This window comes from Methylobacterium sp. AC315 (genome assembly GCF_979253755.1).
In genome coordinates, this window is sequence record NZ_CEEDEA010000001.1 from 512,311 (window position 1) to 531,757 (window position 19,447).

Annotated in this window: 13 protein-coding genes; 5 read left to right on the forward strand and 8 right to left on the reverse strand. The window is 71.7% G+C overall.

The features are described from left to right. Positions 1-15: 15 nt before the first annotated feature. From AC0IY0_RS02430 to AC0IY0_RS02450, 5 genes are all read right to left on the reverse strand, one after another. Positions 16-597, reverse strand: a complete 582-nt coding sequence (locus tag AC0IY0_RS02430; RefSeq protein ID WP_147909040.1) for an ABC-type transport auxiliary lipoprotein family protein — start codon at positions 595-597, stop codon at positions 16-18. Positions 598-718: 121 nt separating this feature from the next. After that, positions 719-1,801, reverse strand: coding sequence for an MlaD family protein (locus tag AC0IY0_RS02435; RefSeq protein ID WP_147909039.1), 1,083 nt, complete (start codon positions 1,799-1,801; stop codon positions 719-721). A gap of 98 nt (positions 1,802-1,899) precedes the next feature. Next, positions 1,900-2,709 (reverse strand): ABC transporter ATP-binding protein, encoded by an 810-nt coding sequence (locus AC0IY0_RS02440; RefSeq protein ID WP_471762972.1) that lies wholly within the window; start codon positions 2,707-2,709, stop codon positions 1,900-1,902. A gap of 10 nt (positions 2,710-2,719) precedes the next feature. Continuing rightward, the gene (locus tag AC0IY0_RS02445) at positions 2,720-3,844 is read right to left on the reverse strand and encodes an ABC transporter permease (RefSeq protein ID WP_471763024.1); all 1,125 of its coding nucleotides are present in this window, start codon (positions 3,842-3,844) and stop codon (positions 2,720-2,722) included. A 66-nt stretch (positions 3,845-3,910) separates the two neighbouring features. Then, positions 3,911-5,077, reverse strand: coding sequence for an MFS transporter (locus AC0IY0_RS02450; protein WP_147938438.1), 1,167 nt, complete (start codon positions 5,075-5,077; stop codon positions 3,911-3,913). A gap of 163 nt (positions 5,078-5,240) precedes the next feature. Between AC0IY0_RS02450 and AC0IY0_RS02455 the strand changes: the two genes are divergently transcribed. Further along, entirely contained in the window at positions 5,241-6,212 is a 972-nt protein-coding gene (locus AC0IY0_RS02455; protein ID WP_471762973.1) for a hypothetical protein, read from the forward strand. A 72-nt stretch (positions 6,213-6,284) separates the two neighbouring features. Next, the gene (locus tag AC0IY0_RS02460; RefSeq protein WP_471762974.1) at positions 6,285-6,725 is read left to right on the forward strand and encodes a DUF1489 family protein; all 441 of its coding nucleotides are present in this window, start codon (positions 6,285-6,287) and stop codon (positions 6,723-6,725) included. Between the two features lie 51 nt (positions 6,726-6,776). Here AC0IY0_RS02460 and AC0IY0_RS02465 read toward each other — a convergent pair whose 3' ends face one another. Then, positions 6,777-14,297: an apolipoprotein A-IV repeat region-like domain-containing protein gene (locus AC0IY0_RS02465; protein WP_471762975.1), complete on the reverse strand. Its 7,521-nt coding sequence runs from the start codon at positions 14,295-14,297 to the stop codon at positions 6,777-6,779. Positions 14,298-14,587: 290 nt separating this feature from the next. On the opposite strand from AC0IY0_RS02465, the gene AC0IY0_RS02470 reads away from it, so the two are divergent. Together AC0IY0_RS02470 and AC0IY0_RS02475 are read left to right on the forward strand one after the other, a co-directional pair. Beyond that, positions 14,588-14,911 carry an Hpt domain-containing protein gene (locus AC0IY0_RS02470; protein ID WP_471762976.1) on the forward strand — a complete coding sequence of 108 codons (324 nt, stop codon included), beginning with the start codon at positions 14,588-14,590 and terminating at the stop codon, positions 14,909-14,911. A 146-nt stretch (positions 14,912-15,057) separates the two neighbouring features. Further along, positions 15,058-15,378, forward strand: coding sequence for a 2Fe-2S iron-sulfur cluster-binding protein (locus tag AC0IY0_RS02475; RefSeq protein WP_147908602.1), 321 nt, complete (start codon positions 15,058-15,060; stop codon positions 15,376-15,378). Between the two features lie 6 nt (positions 15,379-15,384). Here the strand turns inward: AC0IY0_RS02475 and AC0IY0_RS02480 are convergent, their stop codons facing one another. Next, positions 15,385-16,560, reverse strand: a complete 1,176-nt coding sequence (locus AC0IY0_RS02480) for a vWA domain-containing protein (RefSeq protein ID WP_419831059.1) — start codon at positions 16,558-16,560, stop codon at positions 15,385-15,387. A gap of 337 nt (positions 16,561-16,897) precedes the next feature. Here AC0IY0_RS02480 and AC0IY0_RS02485 point away from each other — a divergent pair, with 337 nt between their 5' ends. After that, on the forward strand, positions 16,898-17,305 hold the full coding sequence (locus AC0IY0_RS02485) for a hypothetical protein (protein WP_419830130.1): 408 nt from the start codon (positions 16,898-16,900) through the stop codon (positions 17,303-17,305). 34 nt (positions 17,306-17,339) lie between these two features. Here the strand turns inward: AC0IY0_RS02485 and AC0IY0_RS02490 are convergent, their stop codons facing one another. Next, positions 17,340-19,187 carry a cation:proton antiporter domain-containing protein gene (locus AC0IY0_RS02490; RefSeq protein ID WP_471762978.1) on the reverse strand — a complete coding sequence of 616 codons (1,848 nt, stop codon included), beginning with the start codon at positions 19,185-19,187 and terminating at the stop codon, positions 17,340-17,342. Positions 19,188-19,447: the final 260 nt, after the last annotated feature.

The window sequence follows — 19,447 nt, forward strand, 5'->3', positions numbered from 1 at the left end:
CGCGGCCTCGGCCCGTCACCGCCCGGTATTCACCCAGCGCACCACGTCGGCCAGCACGGTGGTCAGAGCCTGATCGAGGGCGCGGGCGCCGTTGCCGGCATCGATCTTGGACACCGGCACGCGGGCGGTGAAGATCCGGGCGGCAGTGACCTTGCCGGTACCGTCGGCCACGAGCTTCAGGGACAGGTCGACCACCGCCTCGCCGGTCGTCGCCTGGATGTCGAAGGCGCGGATCTCGCTGATCAGCTGGTAATCCGCCACGACCTTGTCGCCGGGCCGGCTGACCGAACGGAGCCGGCCGGAATTTTCCAGGCTCTGCAGGAGGCGGGTCTGGATCAGCCGCGGCAGCCGGTCGGCCCATTGGCCGCCGCCCAGGAAGGCGAGGGCGCCACCGGATTCACGCACGATGATCCGGTCGGCCTCGAACGGCTGGATCCCCACCGGCTCCGACACCGCGATCGAGCGGCCGGCCGCAACCGGGCGCCCGGCCGGAGGGAGTGCCGCGAGATCGAAGGTCAGGGGCGTCGCACCGCCGCAGCCACCCAGCAGGGCGGCGAGCAGGGTAGCGGCGATGAGGTGGGACGAGCAGCGGGCCATACGCACAACCTGAGGAACCCCGCCGGCGAACGGCAGAGCTGTATAAGCTATGCCGCAGAAACTATCCCTCTCTCGTATAAGTGCCGTGCGCCGGGACACATCGGCCCGGCGCACGATGATTTCACCGGCCGCCGTTGTATTCGGGCAACGACGGCTTGCCGCCGAAGATCACCTGGCTCGGGTCGCGCTCCAGGCTGCGCACGGTGCGGTTCAGGGTGTTGAGGGTGCGCTGTCCGTCTCCCGACAGGGCCTCCACCTCCCGGCGGCCGGTCCCGCTCAGGCGGCCGAAATTCGTCGAGATGCTGGCGGTGCGCTTGTCGAGGTTCTCCGACATGACGCGGAAGGCCTTGCCGGCGTCGCGCACCGAGACCGCGGCCGCGCGGATCTCGGTGAACGTGCTGGAGCCCTCCTGGCCAGCGGCGGAGCCGAGGAAGCTCTGGGCGCCGTTGAGCACCGCGTCGATCTTGTCGGCCGAGGCGTTGAGCTTGGCCGCCAGCGAGCGGGCGTCGTGCACGGCGCCCTCGATATCGGGGCTGGACTTGGACAGGGCCGCCGAGAACCGGTCGGCGTTGTCGATGACGTGGCCGAGCTTCGCCCCATCCACCGCCTTGACCAGGGTCGCGATGTTCGGGCCCGCATCGGCGAGCGTCTTCGAGAATGCCTCGACATTGGTGAGCGCGCGATTGATCGCGCCCTCGTTGCCGGCCACGATCCGGTCCAGCCGGGCGAGCATGTCGTCGGCCCGCTGGGCGACCTGGCGGGCCAGCGCCATCATGTCCTGCATATCGGAGGAATCGGCGAAGATCGTCGGCGGCTCCCCGTTGGCCATCGGGGCGAGCACGGGCGCGTCGGCGTTGCCGCCCGACAGGGAGATCACCGAGACGCCGGTCAGCATCGCCGAATCGAGCCGAGCCCGGGTGTCCGCCCGGAGCGGCGTCGAGGGGTCGACCTTGATCTGGGCGAGCACCCGGCGTGGGTCCTGCGGGGCGAGGCGGATATCGGTGACCTCGCCGACCTTGATGCCGTTGAAGTTCACGCTCGACCCGCGGGAGAGCCCGCCGACCGAGCCGGAGAACACGATGCGGACGACTTGGCTCACCTGCCGCGAGGAGCCGCCGGAGAGCCACAGCACGGTGCCGAAGCCCGCCAGGATGACGGCGAGGGTGAAGGCCCCGATGAGGGCGTAGTTCGCGCGGGTTTCCATGCGATCAGCCTGCGGTTCCGCTCGGCGAACACGGTCCGGCCGAGCTGCGTATCCACGATCCCGGATGGGACCGGGACGGGATCAGGGGGAAGAAGCGGTCAGGCATGCGCCGGCACCCCGGGGGTGATGGCGCGAGCCCGCTTGCCGTGGAAGTATGAGCGCAACCAAGGGTGGTCGCTCGCCAGCATCTCCTTGATCGTGCCGGCGGCGATGATCTGCCCGTCGCCCAGCGCCGCGATGCGGTCGCAGGCGGTGTAGAGGCTGTCGAGGTCGTGGGTGACCATGAACACGGTCAGGCCCAGCGTCTCCTTCAGGGTCGAGACGAGGTCGTCGAACTCGCCCGCGCCGATCGGGTCGAGGCCCGAGGTCGGCTCGTCGAGGAACAGGATCTCGGGATCGAGCGCCAGGGAGCGGGCGAGCGCCGCGCGCTTGATCATGCCGCCGGACAGCTCGGACGGCAGCTTGTCGGCCGCATCCGGTTGCAAGCCGACCATCTCGATCTTGAGACGGGCGAACTCGTCGAGCAGGCGTTCAGACAGGTCGAGATGCTCGCGCATCGGCACCTGGATGTTCTGCTTGACGGTCAGCGCCGAGAACAGGGCGCCCTGCTGGAACAGCACGCCCCAGCGCTGCTCCATGCGGCGCCGCTCGGCATAGGTCATGCCGTCGACGTCGCGGCCGAACACCTCGATCGTGCCCGCCCGCTTCGGCGTCAGGCCCAGGATCGTCCGGGTCAGCACCGACTTGCCCTGGCCCGACGGCCCGACGAAGCCCATGATCTCGCCCGCGCGGATGTCGAGGTTCAGCCCCTTGAGGATGGTGCGGTCCCGGAAGCCGACCACGAGGTCGCGCACCCGGATGATGGGCGCGGGGCCGGCGGCGGTCTCGGGCATGACGGGGGCGATCATCACAGCGGGCTCAGAAATCGATCGCGGCGAAGAACACCGCGAACAATCCATCGAGGACGATGACCATGAAGATGGACTTCACGACTGAGGCCGTGACGTGGCGGCCCAGCGATTCGGCCGAGCCCTCCACGGCGAAGCCCTCGATCGTGGCGAGGATCCCGATGATCAGCGCCATGTACGGCGCCTTGATCAGGCCGACCATGACGTGGTGCACGCCCACCGCCGCCTGGAGCCGGACCAGGAACTGATCCAGCGTCAGCCCGCCGTACAGCATGGCGGTGAGGCCGCCGCCGGTGAGCGCGGCGATGTCGCCGATCAGCGTCAGCATCGGCAGGCCGACCATCAAGGCCAGCACCCGCGGCACGATCAGGATCTCGACGGGATCGAGGCCCATGACCCGGAGGGCATCGACCTCCTCGCGCATGCGCATCGAGCCGATCTCGGCGGTGATCGCCGAGCCCGAGCGGCCCGCCACCATGATCGAGGTGAGCAGGACGCCCATCTCGCGCAGGATCAGGAGGCCGATCAGGTTCACCACGAAGGTCTGGGCGCCGAAGCGCTGGAGTTGGAAGATGCCCTGCTGGGCGACGATGCCACCGACCAGGAACGAGATCAGCACGATGATCGGGGCGCCGTTGAAGGCCACCTGCTGGATCTGGTTGACCAGGGCGGTGCCCCGGAACGTGCCCGGCCGCAGGGCCACGCGCCCGCAGGCGGCGATCACCTCACCCAGGAAGGCGAGGGCGGTGACGAACTCGCGACCCCCGCGCACGGTCTCGCGGCCGACGGTGTCGAGGAACCCGACGATGCGGCCGTGCCGCAGCGGGTCCGCCGACTCGACCTCGCGCAGGCGGACCTCGCCCAGCAGGGTCCGGTGCTCGGACCGCACGCCGACATAGGTCAGCGTGCCTCCCGCCTGCTCGATCTCGGCGCGGGTCCGCTCGAGCACCCAGGCGCCCAGCGTGTCGAGCCGCTCGATCCCGGACAGGTCGACCGTCATGGAACTGGCCCGGCCGGCCGCCAGGATGCGCGCCGCATTCGCCTCGACGGTCGGCGCCTGATCGGCGGTCCAGCGCCCGTCGAGCGCCAACCGGCCATCCGCCGGCCGGTCCCGCAGCGATGCGCCGGGAACCATGCCCTCGCTCAGCAAGCCCTAACTCCTCGATTGGAGGCACCACCCTGCCGTGTGGTTATGTCGACATTACGGTTGACGATCCGTATCCGACGTCACGCGGTCGGAGGCGAGCGCCAGACCCAGGCCACAGGCGGCGAGCGGCGCCATCAGCAGGAAGGCGAGGGGGCCGCCGGTCCGGTAGGCGAGCCCGCTCGCCAGGGTGGCGACCACGGAGATTCCGGCGTTGACCGCGCTGAGCGTGCCCTGCGCGCGGCCCCGCGCGCCCTCGGGGGCGAAGGCCGATACCGCCGCCATCGCGCCGAGCTGCGTCGCCCCGAAGGTCAGGCCGTGCAGGCATTGGAGCGGTACCAGGGCGGCCAGGTGGTCGCCGAGAAGATACATGCCGACCGCGCGCAGGATCGCCGCCGCCGCGCCCAAAGCCAGGAGCCGCACCGGGCTGCGCCAGGCGGCGGGGAGGGCGGTGATGCCGGCAAACAGCGCGATCTCGGCCAGCACGCCGGTCGCCCAGAGCGAGCCGACCCAGGCCGGTGCGATCCCCTGGCTGGTCCAGTAGATGCTGCCGAACCCGTAGATCGCCCCGTGGCTCGCCTGGATCGCCGCCGCGGCGCCGATGCAGAGCCACAGCCTGAGCGGCAGGCGCGGCCGCATGGTCCCGGACGGGACCTGCGGCAGCGCCACCACCGAGCGGCTGCGCCAGGCCACGAACCCCGCCGCCAGGGCGAGGCCGGTGAGCAGCAGCGGCACCGCGAGCTGGCCGCCGAGCGCCGAGAGCATCAGGCCGCCCACGAGGTTGGCCAGCAGGAACGCGATGGAGCCCGCCATCCGGATCCGGGCGTAGACCAAGCGGGCGTCGCGGCGCACGGCCGCCAGCGTCAGGTAGTCGATGCACGGCACCAGCGGCGCGCCGGCCACGGCGTTGAGGATGATGAGCGACGCGAGCGCGGGCCAGCCGATCCCGGCGGCGCCGGGCATCAGCGCGTAGGTCAGGCTGAGGGCGAGGCTGCCGAGCATGATCAGCCGCCGCGGACCCAGCCCGCGGTCGAGCAGGCTCATCAGCGGCGCCGTCGCGACGATCCGCGTGGCGATCGGCAGGGCGAGCAGCACGCCGATCACCCCGGCATCGAGGCCGAGCCCGTCGAGCCAGAGCGGCATGAACGGCATCGCGATGCCGATCTCGGTGAAGACGACGGCGTAGAGCAGCGACAGGCGCGCCGGGCCGGACGGACGATGCAAGGATGGAAGGTCCCGGAGGAAGGGAGGCGGGTTCGGGGCGTCCCGGGTCCCGGGTACGAACGCCGTAAGCGCCCGTTAAACCCTCCCTGTCAATTTACCGTCTCCCGGTTCGCACCGCGCGCCGGCCTTCGCCGTGCCGTCCTTTCGGGTTCGGAGGGATTCCATGTCCGGTTCAGCCCCCGCAGGCGCCCTCGCCGAGTACGAGGCGATCGAGGCGACGATCTGCCTCAGCGAGCGCGGGCGCTGGTTCCTGGCCGAGTATGCCCGGCGCAACCGGGCCGCCGAGACCGAGATGCTGCTCGGCGCCATGAGCCGGCTCGAGCACGTGGTGACGGCCGAGCGGGACAACCAAGCCTTCGGTCAACTGCACGGCAACCTCGTCGAGATGGCCGCGGCGATCAGCCAGACCAAGGCCGAGATCGCCGCGATCAGTGCGCGCGACAACGAGCAGACCCGCCTGACGCAGGCCTCCCTGGCGCTGGACGCCATCGTACGCGAGACCGAGCAGGCGACCTCCGACATCCTCGGCTCGGCCGAAGCGATGCAGGAGGCGGCCTGGACCCTGCGCGAGCGGGGCGCCGACGCCCCGACCTGCGACGCGCTGGATCGGCACGCGACCGCGATCTACACGGCCTGCTCGTTCCAGGATCTCACCGCCCAGCGCACCGCCCGGATCGTCTACACATTGCGTTACCTCGAGGACCGGCTCGCGTCGATGATCGCGATCTGGGGCAGCGAGGCCGAGCGGATCCCGCCGATGCCGGTCAACCCGGCGGCCGGGGCCCTGCCAAACGCGCCGCCACTCGACCTCTGCCAGAGCGACATCGACCGCTACATCGCCATGGAGGTCCCCGCCGTGACGGCGGCGGCGCTCGTCGCCCGCCCGGGAAGCCCACCGCTGCACGAGGACATCGTGTTCTTGCCGGTCTCGGAGGCGGCGGAGAGCGCGACGGTCGAGGACCTCGCGGCGGCCGACGCGTTCGCAGGCCTGGATGCCGTACACGCCGAGCCCAGCCCCGACGCGGATCGGGCCGAGTTCGCGGCCGCACCCGCCTTGGAACCGGACTTGCCGGCCTTGAGCTTCGCGGCGATCGACGCGCTGCCGCCGGAGCAGCGGCTCGCCCTGTTCGCCTGACGGCGCGGACGCGCCCGGAGCCTGCTATCAGGGGGGCCCGCCCGCCGAGGGCCGTCAGCCGAAAACGCTTCCGTGGCCCTGAACCTGATCAAGCTCTGCGTCGGACCCGCCTCGATCGCGGACCTCGAAGCCCGTCAGGACCGGTTCCGGACCGAGGCGCTGCGCGAGGGACGTCCGGCCGACCCGTTCCACGTCACCCGCACCCTGCCCAAGCGCCATCGCGAGATCGCCGGCAAGGGCTCGATCTATTGGGTGATCCGCGGGACCCTGTCCTGCCGGCAGGCGATCACCGCGGTCGAGAAGCTGACCGGAGAGGACGGCATCCCGCGCTGCCGGCTCGTCTTCGATCCGCGCCTCGTTCCGGTGTCGCCCCGCCCCTGCCGCCCATTCCAGGGCTGGCGCTACCTCACGGCCCGGGACGCGCCGGCCGACCTGGGCGCCGGGCAATCGGGTGATCTCGCCGAGATGCCCGAGGCCCTGCGCCGCGAGCTTGTCGGGCTGGGCCTTCTCTGAGGCCGCGTACCGCCGGCGCGGGTACGTGATGCACCCGCGCCGGCCGTCGTCCTACGCCCCGTCGAAGCGCCCGCTGGCATGGGCCAGCATCGTGTAGACCTTGCCGGTCTCCGAGGTGAGATAGGCGTCGGTCCGCTTGGCGTCGCTGTCGTTCTTGACCACGTCCCCCAGCAGCCGCTCGAACTCACCCACGTACCGGTCGACGCTGCGGCGGAACTCCGCATCGGCGCGGTAGCGGCGCTGGATCTCCGCGAAGGTGGTCCGGCCCTGTGGCGTGTAGATGCGCGGGTCGAACAGGTTCGGCTCGCCCCGGCGATAGCGCTCCCACAGGTCGACCACGGTCCGGTGCTCGATCATCCGGGCGATGTCGGTGGAGATCGTGTCGAGGGCGATCCGACCGGTCTCGGCGGGGGCCTGAGACTGCGCCGGGGTCTGGCGGCCCGTCGGGGCCGGGGACGCGGCGCTGGTGGCCGCCGGCTCGGCATCGTCGTCCTCGTCCAGCGAGGCGCGGGTCAGCAGGTCCGACAGCCAGCCGCGCTTGGCGCCGCCCGCCGTCATGGCGGCGGGGCGGGCGGTCGCGGAGGGCCGCGGCGCCTCGATCCGGGCCGGACCGATGGCGGACCGCGCCGGAGCCTGGGGCGCCGGCAGAGCCGGGGCCGCCACGGCCTGGACGGACGCGGCGGACGAGACCGCGACGCTGCCGGCCTGCGGCGCCGAGACGGCGCGGGAGCCGCCCTCGGCCACCCGGCGCTGGGCCTGCGGCTGGGCCACGTCCACCGAGCGGGTGGTGCGGGACACCAGGGCCGACAGCTCGTTCAGAGCCTTGATCTGGTCGGCCACCACCCGGCGCATCTCGCCGGTGGCATCCTGCGTCTCGCGCGGAAGGTCGAGGACGCCCCGGGCGAGTTCGGCGCGGGTCGCGTCGAGTTCGCCGCGGATCGAGCCCGCCATCTCCCGCAGGGACGAGACGGAGGCACCGAACTTGGTCTGCGCCTCGTCGAGGCCGCTGCGCATCTCCCGAGCGGCCTCCTCGATGGCCTGCCGCACGCCCTGGGCTGCCTTCTCGCTCTCCGCCCCTGCGCTGTCCTTGAGGCCCTCGAAGGCGCTGGTGACCGAAGCCCCCGCGCCCTCCGCCGAGCGGGTCAGCGCCTCGCCGACGGCGCGGGCGCGCTCTTCGGCAGTCCGCAGCGTGCGCTCGATCGTCTCGGCCAGGGCACCGCCCTGCTGCTCCAGGGTGCTGGCACGCGCCTCGAAGCCGGCCAGCGCCTCCGCGAGCGCGGCCTCGCGGCCCGCCAGTGTCGCCCCAAGGCGCTCCTCGATCGCGGCGAGCGACGAGGCCGCCCGGTCGAGCGCCGAGACGTGCACCGAGGTCTGCTCGCCGAGCGCACGGCCGCGGCCGTCGAGGGACTCGGCGAGGCCGGTCGCCTCGCGGAGCGCCGTGTTGGCGACCTCGCGCAGGGCCTCGACCTGGGACGCAACGCCCGCGGTGGCGCGGCCGGTCTCCGAGGCGATGCGCTGCAACGCCGACTGGACCTGCTCGACCCGGCCCGCCAGACCCTGCTCGATCGCGCCGAGATTGGTTCCGGCACCGGACACCAGTTCTCCCAGGGCGGCGTTGGCGCCCTCGATCCGCTGGAGGACGGCACCCAGCTCGCGGCCCAGCCGGTCGTTGGTCTCGAACAGCTCGGTGAGGGCACGGCCCGCGCCATCGTCGATGGCGGCGCGGAGCAGCTCGGCCGAGGCCCGCGACTGCGCGGCCAGTTCCTCGGTCTGTAGCCGCAGAGTCTCGGCCAGCGGCACGCCGGTCTCGATCAGAACGCGCTCGATCGCGTCGGCACGGTCGGCCAGGACCCGCGACAGGTCGAGCATCGGCCCGTCGATTGCGGCGCGCAGGCGATCGACATGCCCCTCCAGGCTGTCGCCCACCGCACGGCCGCTGCCGTCGACGCTGGCGATGAGCGCCCCGCCCTTCTCCTCGATGGCGCGGACCAGCACCTCGGCGCTCTCCGCAAGGCGACGGGACAGGGCTTCCCCGCGGGCATCGACCAAGGCGCCGAGCGCGGTGGCGCGGCGCTCGAAGCCGGCCCCCAGCGCCTCGGTGCGGGCGTCGATCAGGCCCGCCAGCGCGGCCTCGCGGCGGCTGAGCGTGTCGGCCAGGGCGGCGTTGTGCGCGTCGACCTGCTCGGCATGTGCCCGCGCCCGCTCGTCGAGCGCCGCCACGAGGCTGGCGGTGCGCTCGTCCATGAGGCCCGCGAAGGCGTCGTGGCGGTCGTCGAAGGCGGTGGCCAGCGTCTCGGCGCGCTGGGCGACCAGCGTCGCGAACAGCCGCATGCGGCTGTCGATGCGCTGGGTGAAGGCGTCGGCACGGGCATCGACCCCGCGGGCCAGCGCCTCGCTCTGCGCCTCGACCGTGTGGACCAGGGCCGCGGTACGCCCCTCGACGACGCCGTCGAGGTCGCGGATCCGTGCGTCGAACGCCTCGACCAGCGAACCGGTGCGCCCCTGAGCGGCGTCGAGCAGCGACTGGCTGCGCTCGCTGAGCAGCGTCTCGATCGCTGAACGCGCCTCGTCGAAGGTCGTGCGCAGGGTCTCGATCCGGGTGTCCAGGAGGGCGGCCACGCCCGTGGGCGCCGCGTCGAGGAGCGTGCGCAGGTCCTGCGTGCGCGCTTGGACCGCCATGGCGATCTCCCGCCCGCGGCTCTCCACAGAAAGCTCGAGGCTGGATTGCGCTCGCTCGAACAGGGTCCGGAGCTGACTGCTGCGGGCCTCGAAGGTCTCGGCGAACTGGGTCTCGCGGGCCTCGAGCAAGCCGGCGATGGCCGGGTTCGCCTGCTCGATCACGGTCTGCAGCGCCTGGGTGCGATGCTCGATCGTCCCCGCGATCTCGCGGCCGCGGCCATCGACCAGGCGGTCGATCTCCGACTGGGCCTGCGCGAACAGGGCCTGCAGGTCGCCGTTCCGGGCCTCGAAGGCCTGGGCCAGCTGGGTCTCACCCGCCTGCAGCAGGCCGGCGATGGCCGGGCTCGCCTGCTCGATCACGGATTGCAGAGCCTGGGTGCGGTGCTCGATCGCCCCGGCGATCTCGCGGCCGCGGCCGTCGACCAGGCGGTCGATCTCCGACTGGGCCTGCGCGAACAGGGCCTGCAGGTCGCCGTTTTGAGCCTCGAAGGCCTGGGCCAGCTGGGTCTCACCCGCCTGCAGCAGGCCGGCGATGGCCGGGCTCGCCTGTTCGATCACGGATTGCAGGGCCTGGGTGCGGTGCTCGATGGTCCCGGCGATCTCGCGGCTGCGGCCATCGACCAGGCGGTCGATCTCCGACTGAGCGCGCTCGAACAAGCCGCGCAGGTCGGCAAAGCGCGCGTCCAGCAGGTCCGCCATGTCGGTGGGAGCCGCGTCGAGGGTCTGGCGCAGGCCCTCGGTCCGGGTGGTGATCGTGTCGGCGAGTTCCTGGCCGCGCACCTCCACGAGATCGCGCAGGCCTGCCTGAGCCTCCTCGAACAGGGTTTGGAGGCGCTGCGTGCGGCTGTCGAGCGTCGCGGCAAGCTGGCGCTCCCGGGTCTCGACCAGCGCGGTGACGGCGGCGGGCGCCGCCTCCAGCATCGTCCGCAGCGCCTGGATCTTGGTGTCGACCGAGGCGGCGAAGCGGCCGCCCCCGCCTTCCACCACCGCGTCGAGGGCGGTGTGGGCTTCCTCGAACAGGGTCCGCAGGCCCTGGGCGCGGGCGTCCAGGGTCTCGGCGAGGCGGTTGCCGCGGCCCTCGACCAGGTTCTCCAAGTGCCCGAGGCGTTCGTCGAACAGGCCACCGAGCGCCTGGGTCCGGGAATCCAAGGCTCCGGCGGCGCTGCCGAAGGCGTCCTCGACGGCGGCGATCAGCGCGCGGCCGCGGGTGTCCAGCGCCTCGTTGAGCGGGCCCATGCGGCCGTCGAGGGTGCTGGCCAGGGTTCCAGCATGGCCATCCAGCATCACGCGGATCTGGTTGGTGCGGTCGTCGAGCAGGCCGTGGACCGAGCGCACGCCCTCATCGAGCAGGCCGCTGATGTCGGCGGTGCGGCTCGACAGGGTGTGGCCGAGGCGGCCTTCGCCGGCCTCCAGCATCCGCTCGGCATCCGCGATGGTCTGCTGCAGCTTGGACAGGACGCTGTCGCCGCGCTGGTCGATCAGCTCGGCCAGCGAGGTGCCGCCGCGATCGAACAGGCGCGCCAGCTCGGTGATGCGGCCGCCGATCGCCCCGAACACGTTGCGGCCCTTCTCGTCGAGCTCGCTCGACATGACGGTGATGCGCTCGTCGATCAGCTTCGCGAGCAGCTCCGAGCGCTCGGCGAAGGCCGCGCGCACGGCCTCTGTCCGAGCAGAGAGGGCCGCGTCAGCGCTCTGGGCCCGCTCGTCCACCAGCTGGACGATCTCCTGCACCCGGCCCGACAGCGAGGCCTCGAGAACCCGGGTGGATTCCACGACGGCCCCCGTGAGGCTCCCGATGCTCTCGGCCATCGCCTTGTCGATCCCACCGGTCCGGTCGGTGATCGTCGCGACCAGGTCGCGGGTGCGGCCGGCCAGTTCCTCGTCGACCGCGCGGGTCCGCGCCTCGATCAGGCGGATCGCCTCGAAGGCCTGCACGCCGAAGCTCTCATCCACGAGGCGGGCGCGCTCATCGAGGGCGTTGGCGATTTCCTGCAGACGGCTGATCACGCCGGCGTCGAAATGCTCGGCGCTGCCCGCGATGCGGCGGGCCATCTCGGCGGTGCGCCGATCGATGTCCTGCCCGAGCCCCTCGGCCCGTCCGTCGAGCACCGCGACCAGGTTGCGGCTGCCCTCTTCCATGATCCGGGCCATCTCCCCGGTCCGGGCGGCCAGCGCCTCGTTCAGGGCCTTGCCGCGGGCGTCGATCCGGCCGTCGACGTGATCGACCAGGTTCGCCACGACGTCGCCGATCTCGGCGGCGCGCTTGGCGGAACGCGCTTCCAGGTCGCCGAGATGGGTCTCGACCAAGCTGCCGGCCTCGCGGGCGCGGGTCGCGATGGTCTCGGCCACCGCTTGGCCCTTGACGGTGATGAGCCGGTCCATCTCCTCCAGCCGGGCCCCGACGGTCTCGCCCATCGTCGCGGTGTCGCGGCCGATGCGGTCGGCCAGGATGTCGCCGCGGGCGATGGTCTCCTGCAGGGCGGCGAGGCGGCTGCCCAGCGTCTCGTCGATGGCGCGAACGCGGCCGTCGGCGGTCTCGGCGAAGCTCGCGCCGGTCTGGCTGAGCGTGTCGGCGATCCGCGCACCCTGGCTCGCCACCGCGAGCACGATGTCGCGGCCGGTGCCGCTGATCCGGGTCTGGGTCTCCTCGGCATGGCTGGCCAGGAGTTCGGCCACGCCCTTGCCGTGCTCGCCGAAGGCGGACTCCATCTCGCCGATGCGGGCGGCGAGGTCGTCCGAGATGGCGCGGGCGGCCTGCGCCAGGCTGCCGGTGGCATCGTCGGTGCGGGCGGACAGCTCGCGGTTGAGGTCGTCGAGGGCGCCGCGCAGGGCGGTCACCGCGGCGGAGCCGCGCTCGCCGAGTTCGATGCCGGCCCGGTCGGCGGCATCGCGGAAATGGGTCAGCAGGTTCGCGGTCTCGGCCTCGACCGCGCTGGTCACCTCGGCCGAGCCGTGGCGCAGGGCCTGCAGGGTGTCGGCCAGGCGGGCGGAGGCCGCGCGGGTGTGGGCCTCGAGTTCGCCGGTGACGGTGCTCGCGGAGCCGCGAAGGGACTGGACGGCGGCGGCGGCGCCAGCCTCGAAGCCGTGGCCCAGCGCCGAGAAGGCGGATTCCAGACTCTGAGTGGCCGCCTGTGTCCGGTCGGTGATGTGGCCGCCGGCCCGCTCGGCCGCCGCCTGGACGCGGCCCTCGAGGTCCGAAGCCTGCACGGTCACGGTGTCGTGCAGGCGCGCCGCGATGCCGTCCATGCGCCCAGCCAGGGCGTTGCCGTGCTCGGAAATCGTCTCGGCGATCCGCTCGGCGGTGCCGATCAGGTCGTCGCGCACGGTGCCGGCCTGGCTGGTCAGCGTCTCGCCGACGCCGCCCATGGCCAGCGCCAGGGCGGCCTGGGCATCGCGTCCGCGGCTCTCGATCGCTTCGGCGACGGAGAGTCCGGCATTCTCGATCTCGGCACGCAGCGCCAGGCCACGGCCGGCGATGTCCTGGGTAAGGGCCGCGCCGGTCTCGGCGAAGCGCGCAGTGATCTGGGTCCCCATCGCGCCGAACCGGTCCGTCAGCTCGGAACTCCGCGACAGGAAGGCGTTCTCCAGGCCGATCACCGAGCGCTCGAAGCTCTCGCGCACGACGCCGCCCTGGCGCTCCAGGGACTCGCTGACGCGCAGGCCGGTCTCGGCGAGGCTCTGGGCGACGGAGGCGGTGCTCTCGGCGATCCGCCCGGTGAGGGCGTCCCCGGTCGACTGGAACGCGCCGGTCACGTCTTGGGCGCGGGTCTCGAAGGCGCGCGTCAGGCTCTCGCCGACGTCCAGCAGGCTGCCGCGCACGCCCTCGCTCGTGGCCGCGAGGTTCTCGATCAGCTCGTCGCCGCGGCCGGTCATGAGGCTGACGACCCGGTCGCCAGCCTCGCCCAGGGATGCGGTGATGGCCGCGCCGCGGGCGTCGAGCGCCCCGGTCACGCGCTCGCCCGCGCCGTTGAGGGCCAGGACGATCCGCTCGGACGCGCCCTCCAGTTCCTGGCTCAGGCTCTGGTGGGAGCCGGTGATCGCGCCGCGCACCCGCTCGGCGTTGGTGACGATGGATTCCCGCTGCGCCACCAGCTCCTCGACGAGGGAGCGGATGCGGATCTCGTTGTCGGAATAGGCCCGCTCCAAGGTGGCGATCTCGCCGCGCACCAGGGTCTCGAGCTCGCCGGCCCGGGCGAGCGCACGCTCGACGCCGTCGCCGACCGCGGCGACTTCCCGGCGCACCGTCTGCGACATGGTCAGGACCGCGTCCGTGGAGAAGCTCTCGGGCTCGGCCAGGCGCACCGCGACTTCGCCGACTGCGCGGGCGACGAGGCGCATCTCTTGCGCCCGTGCGGCCAGCATGGCGGCGATCACGAACAGGACGACCGGTCCGAGCAGGGCCGCGGCGCCCACCGTCGCCTGGAGCGGCGTGAGGCCCGAGACGACGCCGCGCAGGTCGCCGCCGGATTGCAGCCAGGAGACCAGCACCAAGCCGGCGATCCAGGCGAGGCCGGCCAGCAACGCGTACAGGTAAGGTTTGGGCGAGGACCGCACCCGCAGGGTCTGCTGCAGGATCCCGATGTTGCGCCGGTCGTCGTTCGCCACCAGCGAGCGGTCGGGCGGCAGCAGGCCGCCCTCGCGGCGCGGGCGCTCCCGGCCGGGCGGGGGCAGGTCGGAGGCGAGGGGCGGGTCGAGGTCGAGGCGCGGCGGCGTCTGGCGGCCGGCCGGATCGAGGGCACCGTCGAGCAGGGGATCGGCATCCCCGACATCGGGCAGGCGCGGCTCGGCGCGGCTCTCGGTGCCGGTCGGCGTCAGGGCGTCGAGGTTCAGCGCCTGCTCGATCGCAGAGAGCGCGGCCTCGGCCGGATCCTTCAGCTTCTTCTCGGTCGCCATTCAACGCCTCGTCACACGGGTTTCACCGGCACCTGGGGAGGCTGATGCCAGAGACGCAACGTCCCGTTTACCATTACAGGATTAGACGCGGACACCGATTGCCGATACCCGAGCCGCCGTCCGACCCCAGAAACCGTTACGAGAATGGTTACCGGGTCCGCCGCCTTCCGGCTCCACCATCTTGGCGCAGATGAGGGTCCCTGCGCGATCCCCGTCCGGCGAATCGGGGGGTGAATCATGGGGAGAGGTTCGGCAACCCCCAGAAGATTGCGGATTCCGGGAGTTCGAGCATGCTGGCCATCGATCGTGCGGAGCTCGATGCGCAGACCTTCGGCGACGCCGAGCTGGCCGACGAGGTGCTGGCGCTGTTTGCCGGGCAATGCCGGTCGATCCTGCCTCGTCTGACCGATCCGTCCCTGCCGGCGGCCCAGCGCGCCGACCTCGCCCACACCCTGAAGGGCTCGGCCTCCGGAGTCGGCGCCACCCGGGTCCGCGCCTGCGCGGACGCCGCCGAGGCACGATTGCGGGCCGGCGCCGAGGCGGTCGCCCTCGACGACCTCGTTCAGGCCGTTGCGGCGGCACTGGCCGAGATCGCGCTGGACGCCGAGTCTTAAGAGCGGCCGTTCGCTGAACATGCGCCGATGCGGCGATCGATCCGGAACGGACCGCCGCCACCGCGCTTGCATTCCATGGCCTCAGCCGCCAAGCAGTCACCCCGCCCGTCGAAGCGAGGCCGCTCGACGCGAGCCCGGAGCCGAGCATGCCCAAGATCACATACGTCGACCACGCCGGGACGGAGAGGACCGTCGAAGGCAGCGTCGGCGCGACCGTGATGGAGACGGCGCTGCGCAACAACGTCCCGGGCATCGATGCGGAGTGCGGCGGCGCCTGCGCCTGCGCCACCTGCCACGTCTACGTCGCCGACGCGTGGATCGACGTCGTGGGCAAGGCCCAGGACATGGAGCAGGACATGCTCGATTTCGCCTCCGACGTGCGCGAGAATTCCCGTCTGTCCTGCCAGATCAAGATCGCCCCGAACCTGGACGGGCTCGTGGTCTCGACCCCGTCCCAGCAGGGGTAGCGGCTCTCACCGCACCAGCGCCCGGGCCGCCGCGTCGAGACCATCGAGGGTGAGGGGGAACATGCGGCCGCCGACGAGCCGCTGCACCATCCCGATCGACTGGGTGTAGCCCCAGTGGGTCTCCGGCACCGGGTTCAGCCACGCCGCCTTCGGGAAATGGGCGAGGAGCCGCTGCAGCCACACGGCGCCCGGCTCCGCGTTCCAGTGCTCCACCGACCCGCCCGGCGTGGCGATCTCGTAGGGGCTCATCGAGGCGTCGCCGACGAACACCACCCGATAGTCGCTGCCGTAAGTGCGGATCACCTCCGGCAGCGGGGTCCTGGCGTCGTGGCGGCGTCGGTTCTCGGTCCAGACCGCCTCGTAGGGGCAGTTGTGGAAGTAGTAATGCGCGAGGTGCTTGAACTCCGAGCGCGCCGCCGAGAACAGCGCCTCCGCCTGCTCGATGTGCCAGTCCATCGAGCCGCCGACGTCTAGGAACAGCAGCACCTTCACGGCATTGCGCCGCTCAGGCCGCAGCCGCACATCGATGTAGCCCTGGCGGGCGCTCTCGCGGATCGTGCCGTCGAGGTCCAGTTCCTCGGCCGCTCCCGTCCGGGCGAAGCGGCGCAGCCGCCGCAGAGCGAGGCGCATGGTGCGCGCGCCGATCTCGCGGTCGTCGTCGAGATCCTTGAACTCGCGCTTGTCCCAGACCTTCACCGCGCGGAAGTTGCGGTTGCCGTCCTGGCCGATGCGGATGCCCTCGGGATTGTAGCCGTAGGCGCCGAACGGCGAGGTCCCGCCGGTACCGATCCATTTCGAGCCGCCTTGGTGACGCTCCTTCTGCTCGGCCAACCGCTGCCTCAGGGTCTCGAACAGCTTGTCCCAGCCGAGCGCCTGCAGCTCGGCCTTCTCGGCATCGGTCAGATACGTCTCTGCGAGCTTGCGCAGCCATTCCTCGGGGATGGCTGCAGGCTCCACCGCCTCCCCGAGCGTCTCCAGCCCCTTGAAGACGGTGCCGAACACCCGGTCGAACCGGTCGAGATGCGCCTCGTCCTTCACCAGGGCCGTGCGCGCCAGGAAGTAGAACGCCTCGACGTCCCGCTCGGCCAAGCCCCGGTCGAGGGCGCCGAGCAGGGTCAGGTACTCCTTGAGGGAGACGGGAACCTTGGCATCTCGGAGGGCCGTGAAGAAGTGCAGCAGCATCCCCGAAGAACGCGCCAGCAAAGCGCGCGGGTCAAGCCCGGGCGAATCAGCCAAGTTCTGGATCCGGCAGCCGGCACGTCCGGCGCTGATCTCAGAGTCTTTTCAGATGGTCGACAAGATTCATCGGCAGGCGAAGCGCTAAACCGGAGTCTCCCGGAGAGTCTCCAGAAGCCTCGGAGAGTCATAAGCTGGGCATAACTCACCGAATCTGTTGATATGTGCGGGTCCCAGCCTCGCGCAGACACTGAAACGGTCACGGGAATCGCTCAACTCGGCATCTCAGGTGTGTTCAGCCGCGAGGACGCGTGCCGCACCAACCGAAGCGAGGAGACCAGCAATGGCGGTCATCCTGCGGAATCTGACGGATTTCAAACGGTTTCTCGGGAAGCCGGGTGCGACGATTCAACTGGTGCGCAACACCTTCATGGATCGCCAGCCCGAGACGACGCGGGAGGCCTATCACGCCAAGGGCATGTACGCGCCGCGCGCCGTACAAGCCCTGTCGCGCAAGGCCGCGGTGTTCACCCTGCGGGGGTTCCCCGGGACCGTGTGGCTGTACTGGGACAAGGGCGCGCGCGGCTGGCGCTTCTCGGGGGACACCGTGACGGTCCCGCTGGTCACCGGCCTCGGGCCGGCGGACGAGATCGTGTACCGGTGCAGCTTCGCCGACGGGTTCGAGCCGGCGCCGCGCAACCGCGTCGCGCGTCAGCCCAAGCACGCCGAGGCGCATCTCGCCCCGGCGTGAGCCGGCACCCGGCTCACGCTGGCTGCAGGCCGGCTCAGGCCTCCTGGCGCCCGGCCTCCTGACGCGGCGGCGCCTCCTTCTTGGCCGGCGGCTTGCCGAGAGCCTTGCCGACGGTGCGCCGGGCGCGGAAGATCGGCTTGGCCTCGTTCTCGCGCTTCTTGAGCAGCGCGCGGTACTCGTCCCGCCGCTCGTGGATCGACGCGATGACGAGCCCCATCGGCACGCCGACATCGACCAGCACGGCCTCCGACAATTGCAGGGACGCCTCGATCGTCTCCGGCACGGCGTCGTCGACGCCCAGTTCGTAGAGCGCCGAGGCATGCCGGGCGTCGCGGGCACGGGCGACGATCGTCAGGTCCGGCCGCTCAGCCCGAGCCGCCGCCACCGCCTGCTCGACCGCCCGCGGGTTGTCGAGGGTGACCACCAGGGCGCGCGCCGTGGCGATGTCGCAGCGGCGCAAGATCTCGGTGTTGCCCGAATCCCCAAAGTAGACGGGCGCGCCGGCCCGGCGCTGCTCGGCGACCCGGGCCGCGTCGGAATCGAGGGCGAGGTAGGGAATCCCGTGCCGGTCCAGCATCTCGGCGACCTGGCGGCCGACGCGGCCAAAGCCCGCGATCACCACCCGGTTCTCCACCCGCTCCGGCAGCGGCTCCGCCTTCATGGCGGCCTGGGCGGCGCTGGCCGCGCCACGGCTCAGCCTGCGGCCCAGGGCCGCCAGGGCCGGGATCATGATCATGGTGACCGTGGTCACGATGAGCGCGGCGGCGCCGACATCCTCCGGCACCAGCCCGGTGGCGACTGCGCCCCCGATCAGCACGAAGGCGAACTCGCCGCCCGGCCCGAGCAGCAACGCCGCCTCCAGGGCCACCGGGCGCGAGATCTTGAGGGCGGGCGCGGCCATCATCACCACGGCGGCCTTGATCAGCACCAGCGCCAGCGACAGGCCTAGGATCGCCCCGGGCGCCGCCATGAGCTGGGCGGGGTCCAGGTTCATGCCGACAGAGACAAAGAACACGCCGAGCAGCAGGCCCTTGAACGGGTCGATGGTCGCCTCGATCGCCCGGCGGTACTCGGTCTCGGCCAGCAGCAGCCCGGCCACGAAGGCACCCAGCGTCATCGACAGGCCGCTCGCTGCCGCCGTCAGCGCGGTGCCGACGATGACCAGGAGGCAGGCCGCCATGAACAGCTCGGTCGAGCGCGTCCGCGCCACCAGCTGGAACAGCGGGCGCAGGGCGAGGCGGCCGGCCACGACGATCAGCACCAGCGCGATCGCGGCCTGACCCAGCGCCATGGCCAGCGCCCAGCCCTTGTCGCCCTCGTCGCCGCGGCCGAGGACCGCGATAGCGAACAGCACCGGGGCGACCGCGAGGTCCTGGAACAGCAGGACCGCGAAGCTGGCGCGGCCGGAGGGCGCGTTGAGCCGCTTCTGCTCGGCCAGGACCGGCAGCACCACCGCGGTGGACGACAGCGCCAGTCCGATGCCGACGATCACGGCGCCCGCGAGCGGGACCTGCAGCCCGTACAGGATCGCCCCGAGGATCAGCGTCGAGCAGCCGACCTGCAGCGAGCCGAGGCCGAACACGAGCCGCCGCAGGGTCCGCAGCCGCTCCCACGACAGCTCGACCCCGATCATGAACATCAGGAAGATCACCCCGAACTCGGCCAGGTGCGAGATCTCGGTGCGGTTGCCGATGGTGAAGAGGTGGACGTAGGGATGGGTGTCGGCGAGCCGACCGAGGCCGAACGGTCCGAGCAGGGCGCCAGCGCCGATGAAACCGAGCACCGGGGAGATCCGCAGGCGGTGGAACAACGGCACCACAATCCCCGCGGTGACGAGGAACAGGATCGCTTCCTTGTAGGAGCCGGCGTGGACTTCTGGCATCGGCGGCGGATCGAACCTCCTGTTTCCGACCGGCGCGGAGACCAATCACGGATGCGCGATCATGGGTCGGCCCCGCGCAGCGGGCAACCGCTTTCGGCCAAGGCAAGGCCGGCGAGGTGCGCTCGGACACAAGCCGGATACACGGCTCGGGTGAGACATTTGAGCCACCCGGATGCGGCTTGCCGGCGATCCACCGGCGAATTGCGTGCAGGGCGGCCCAAAATCGGCACAATGCCCGCATACACGCGGCGGTTAACTGG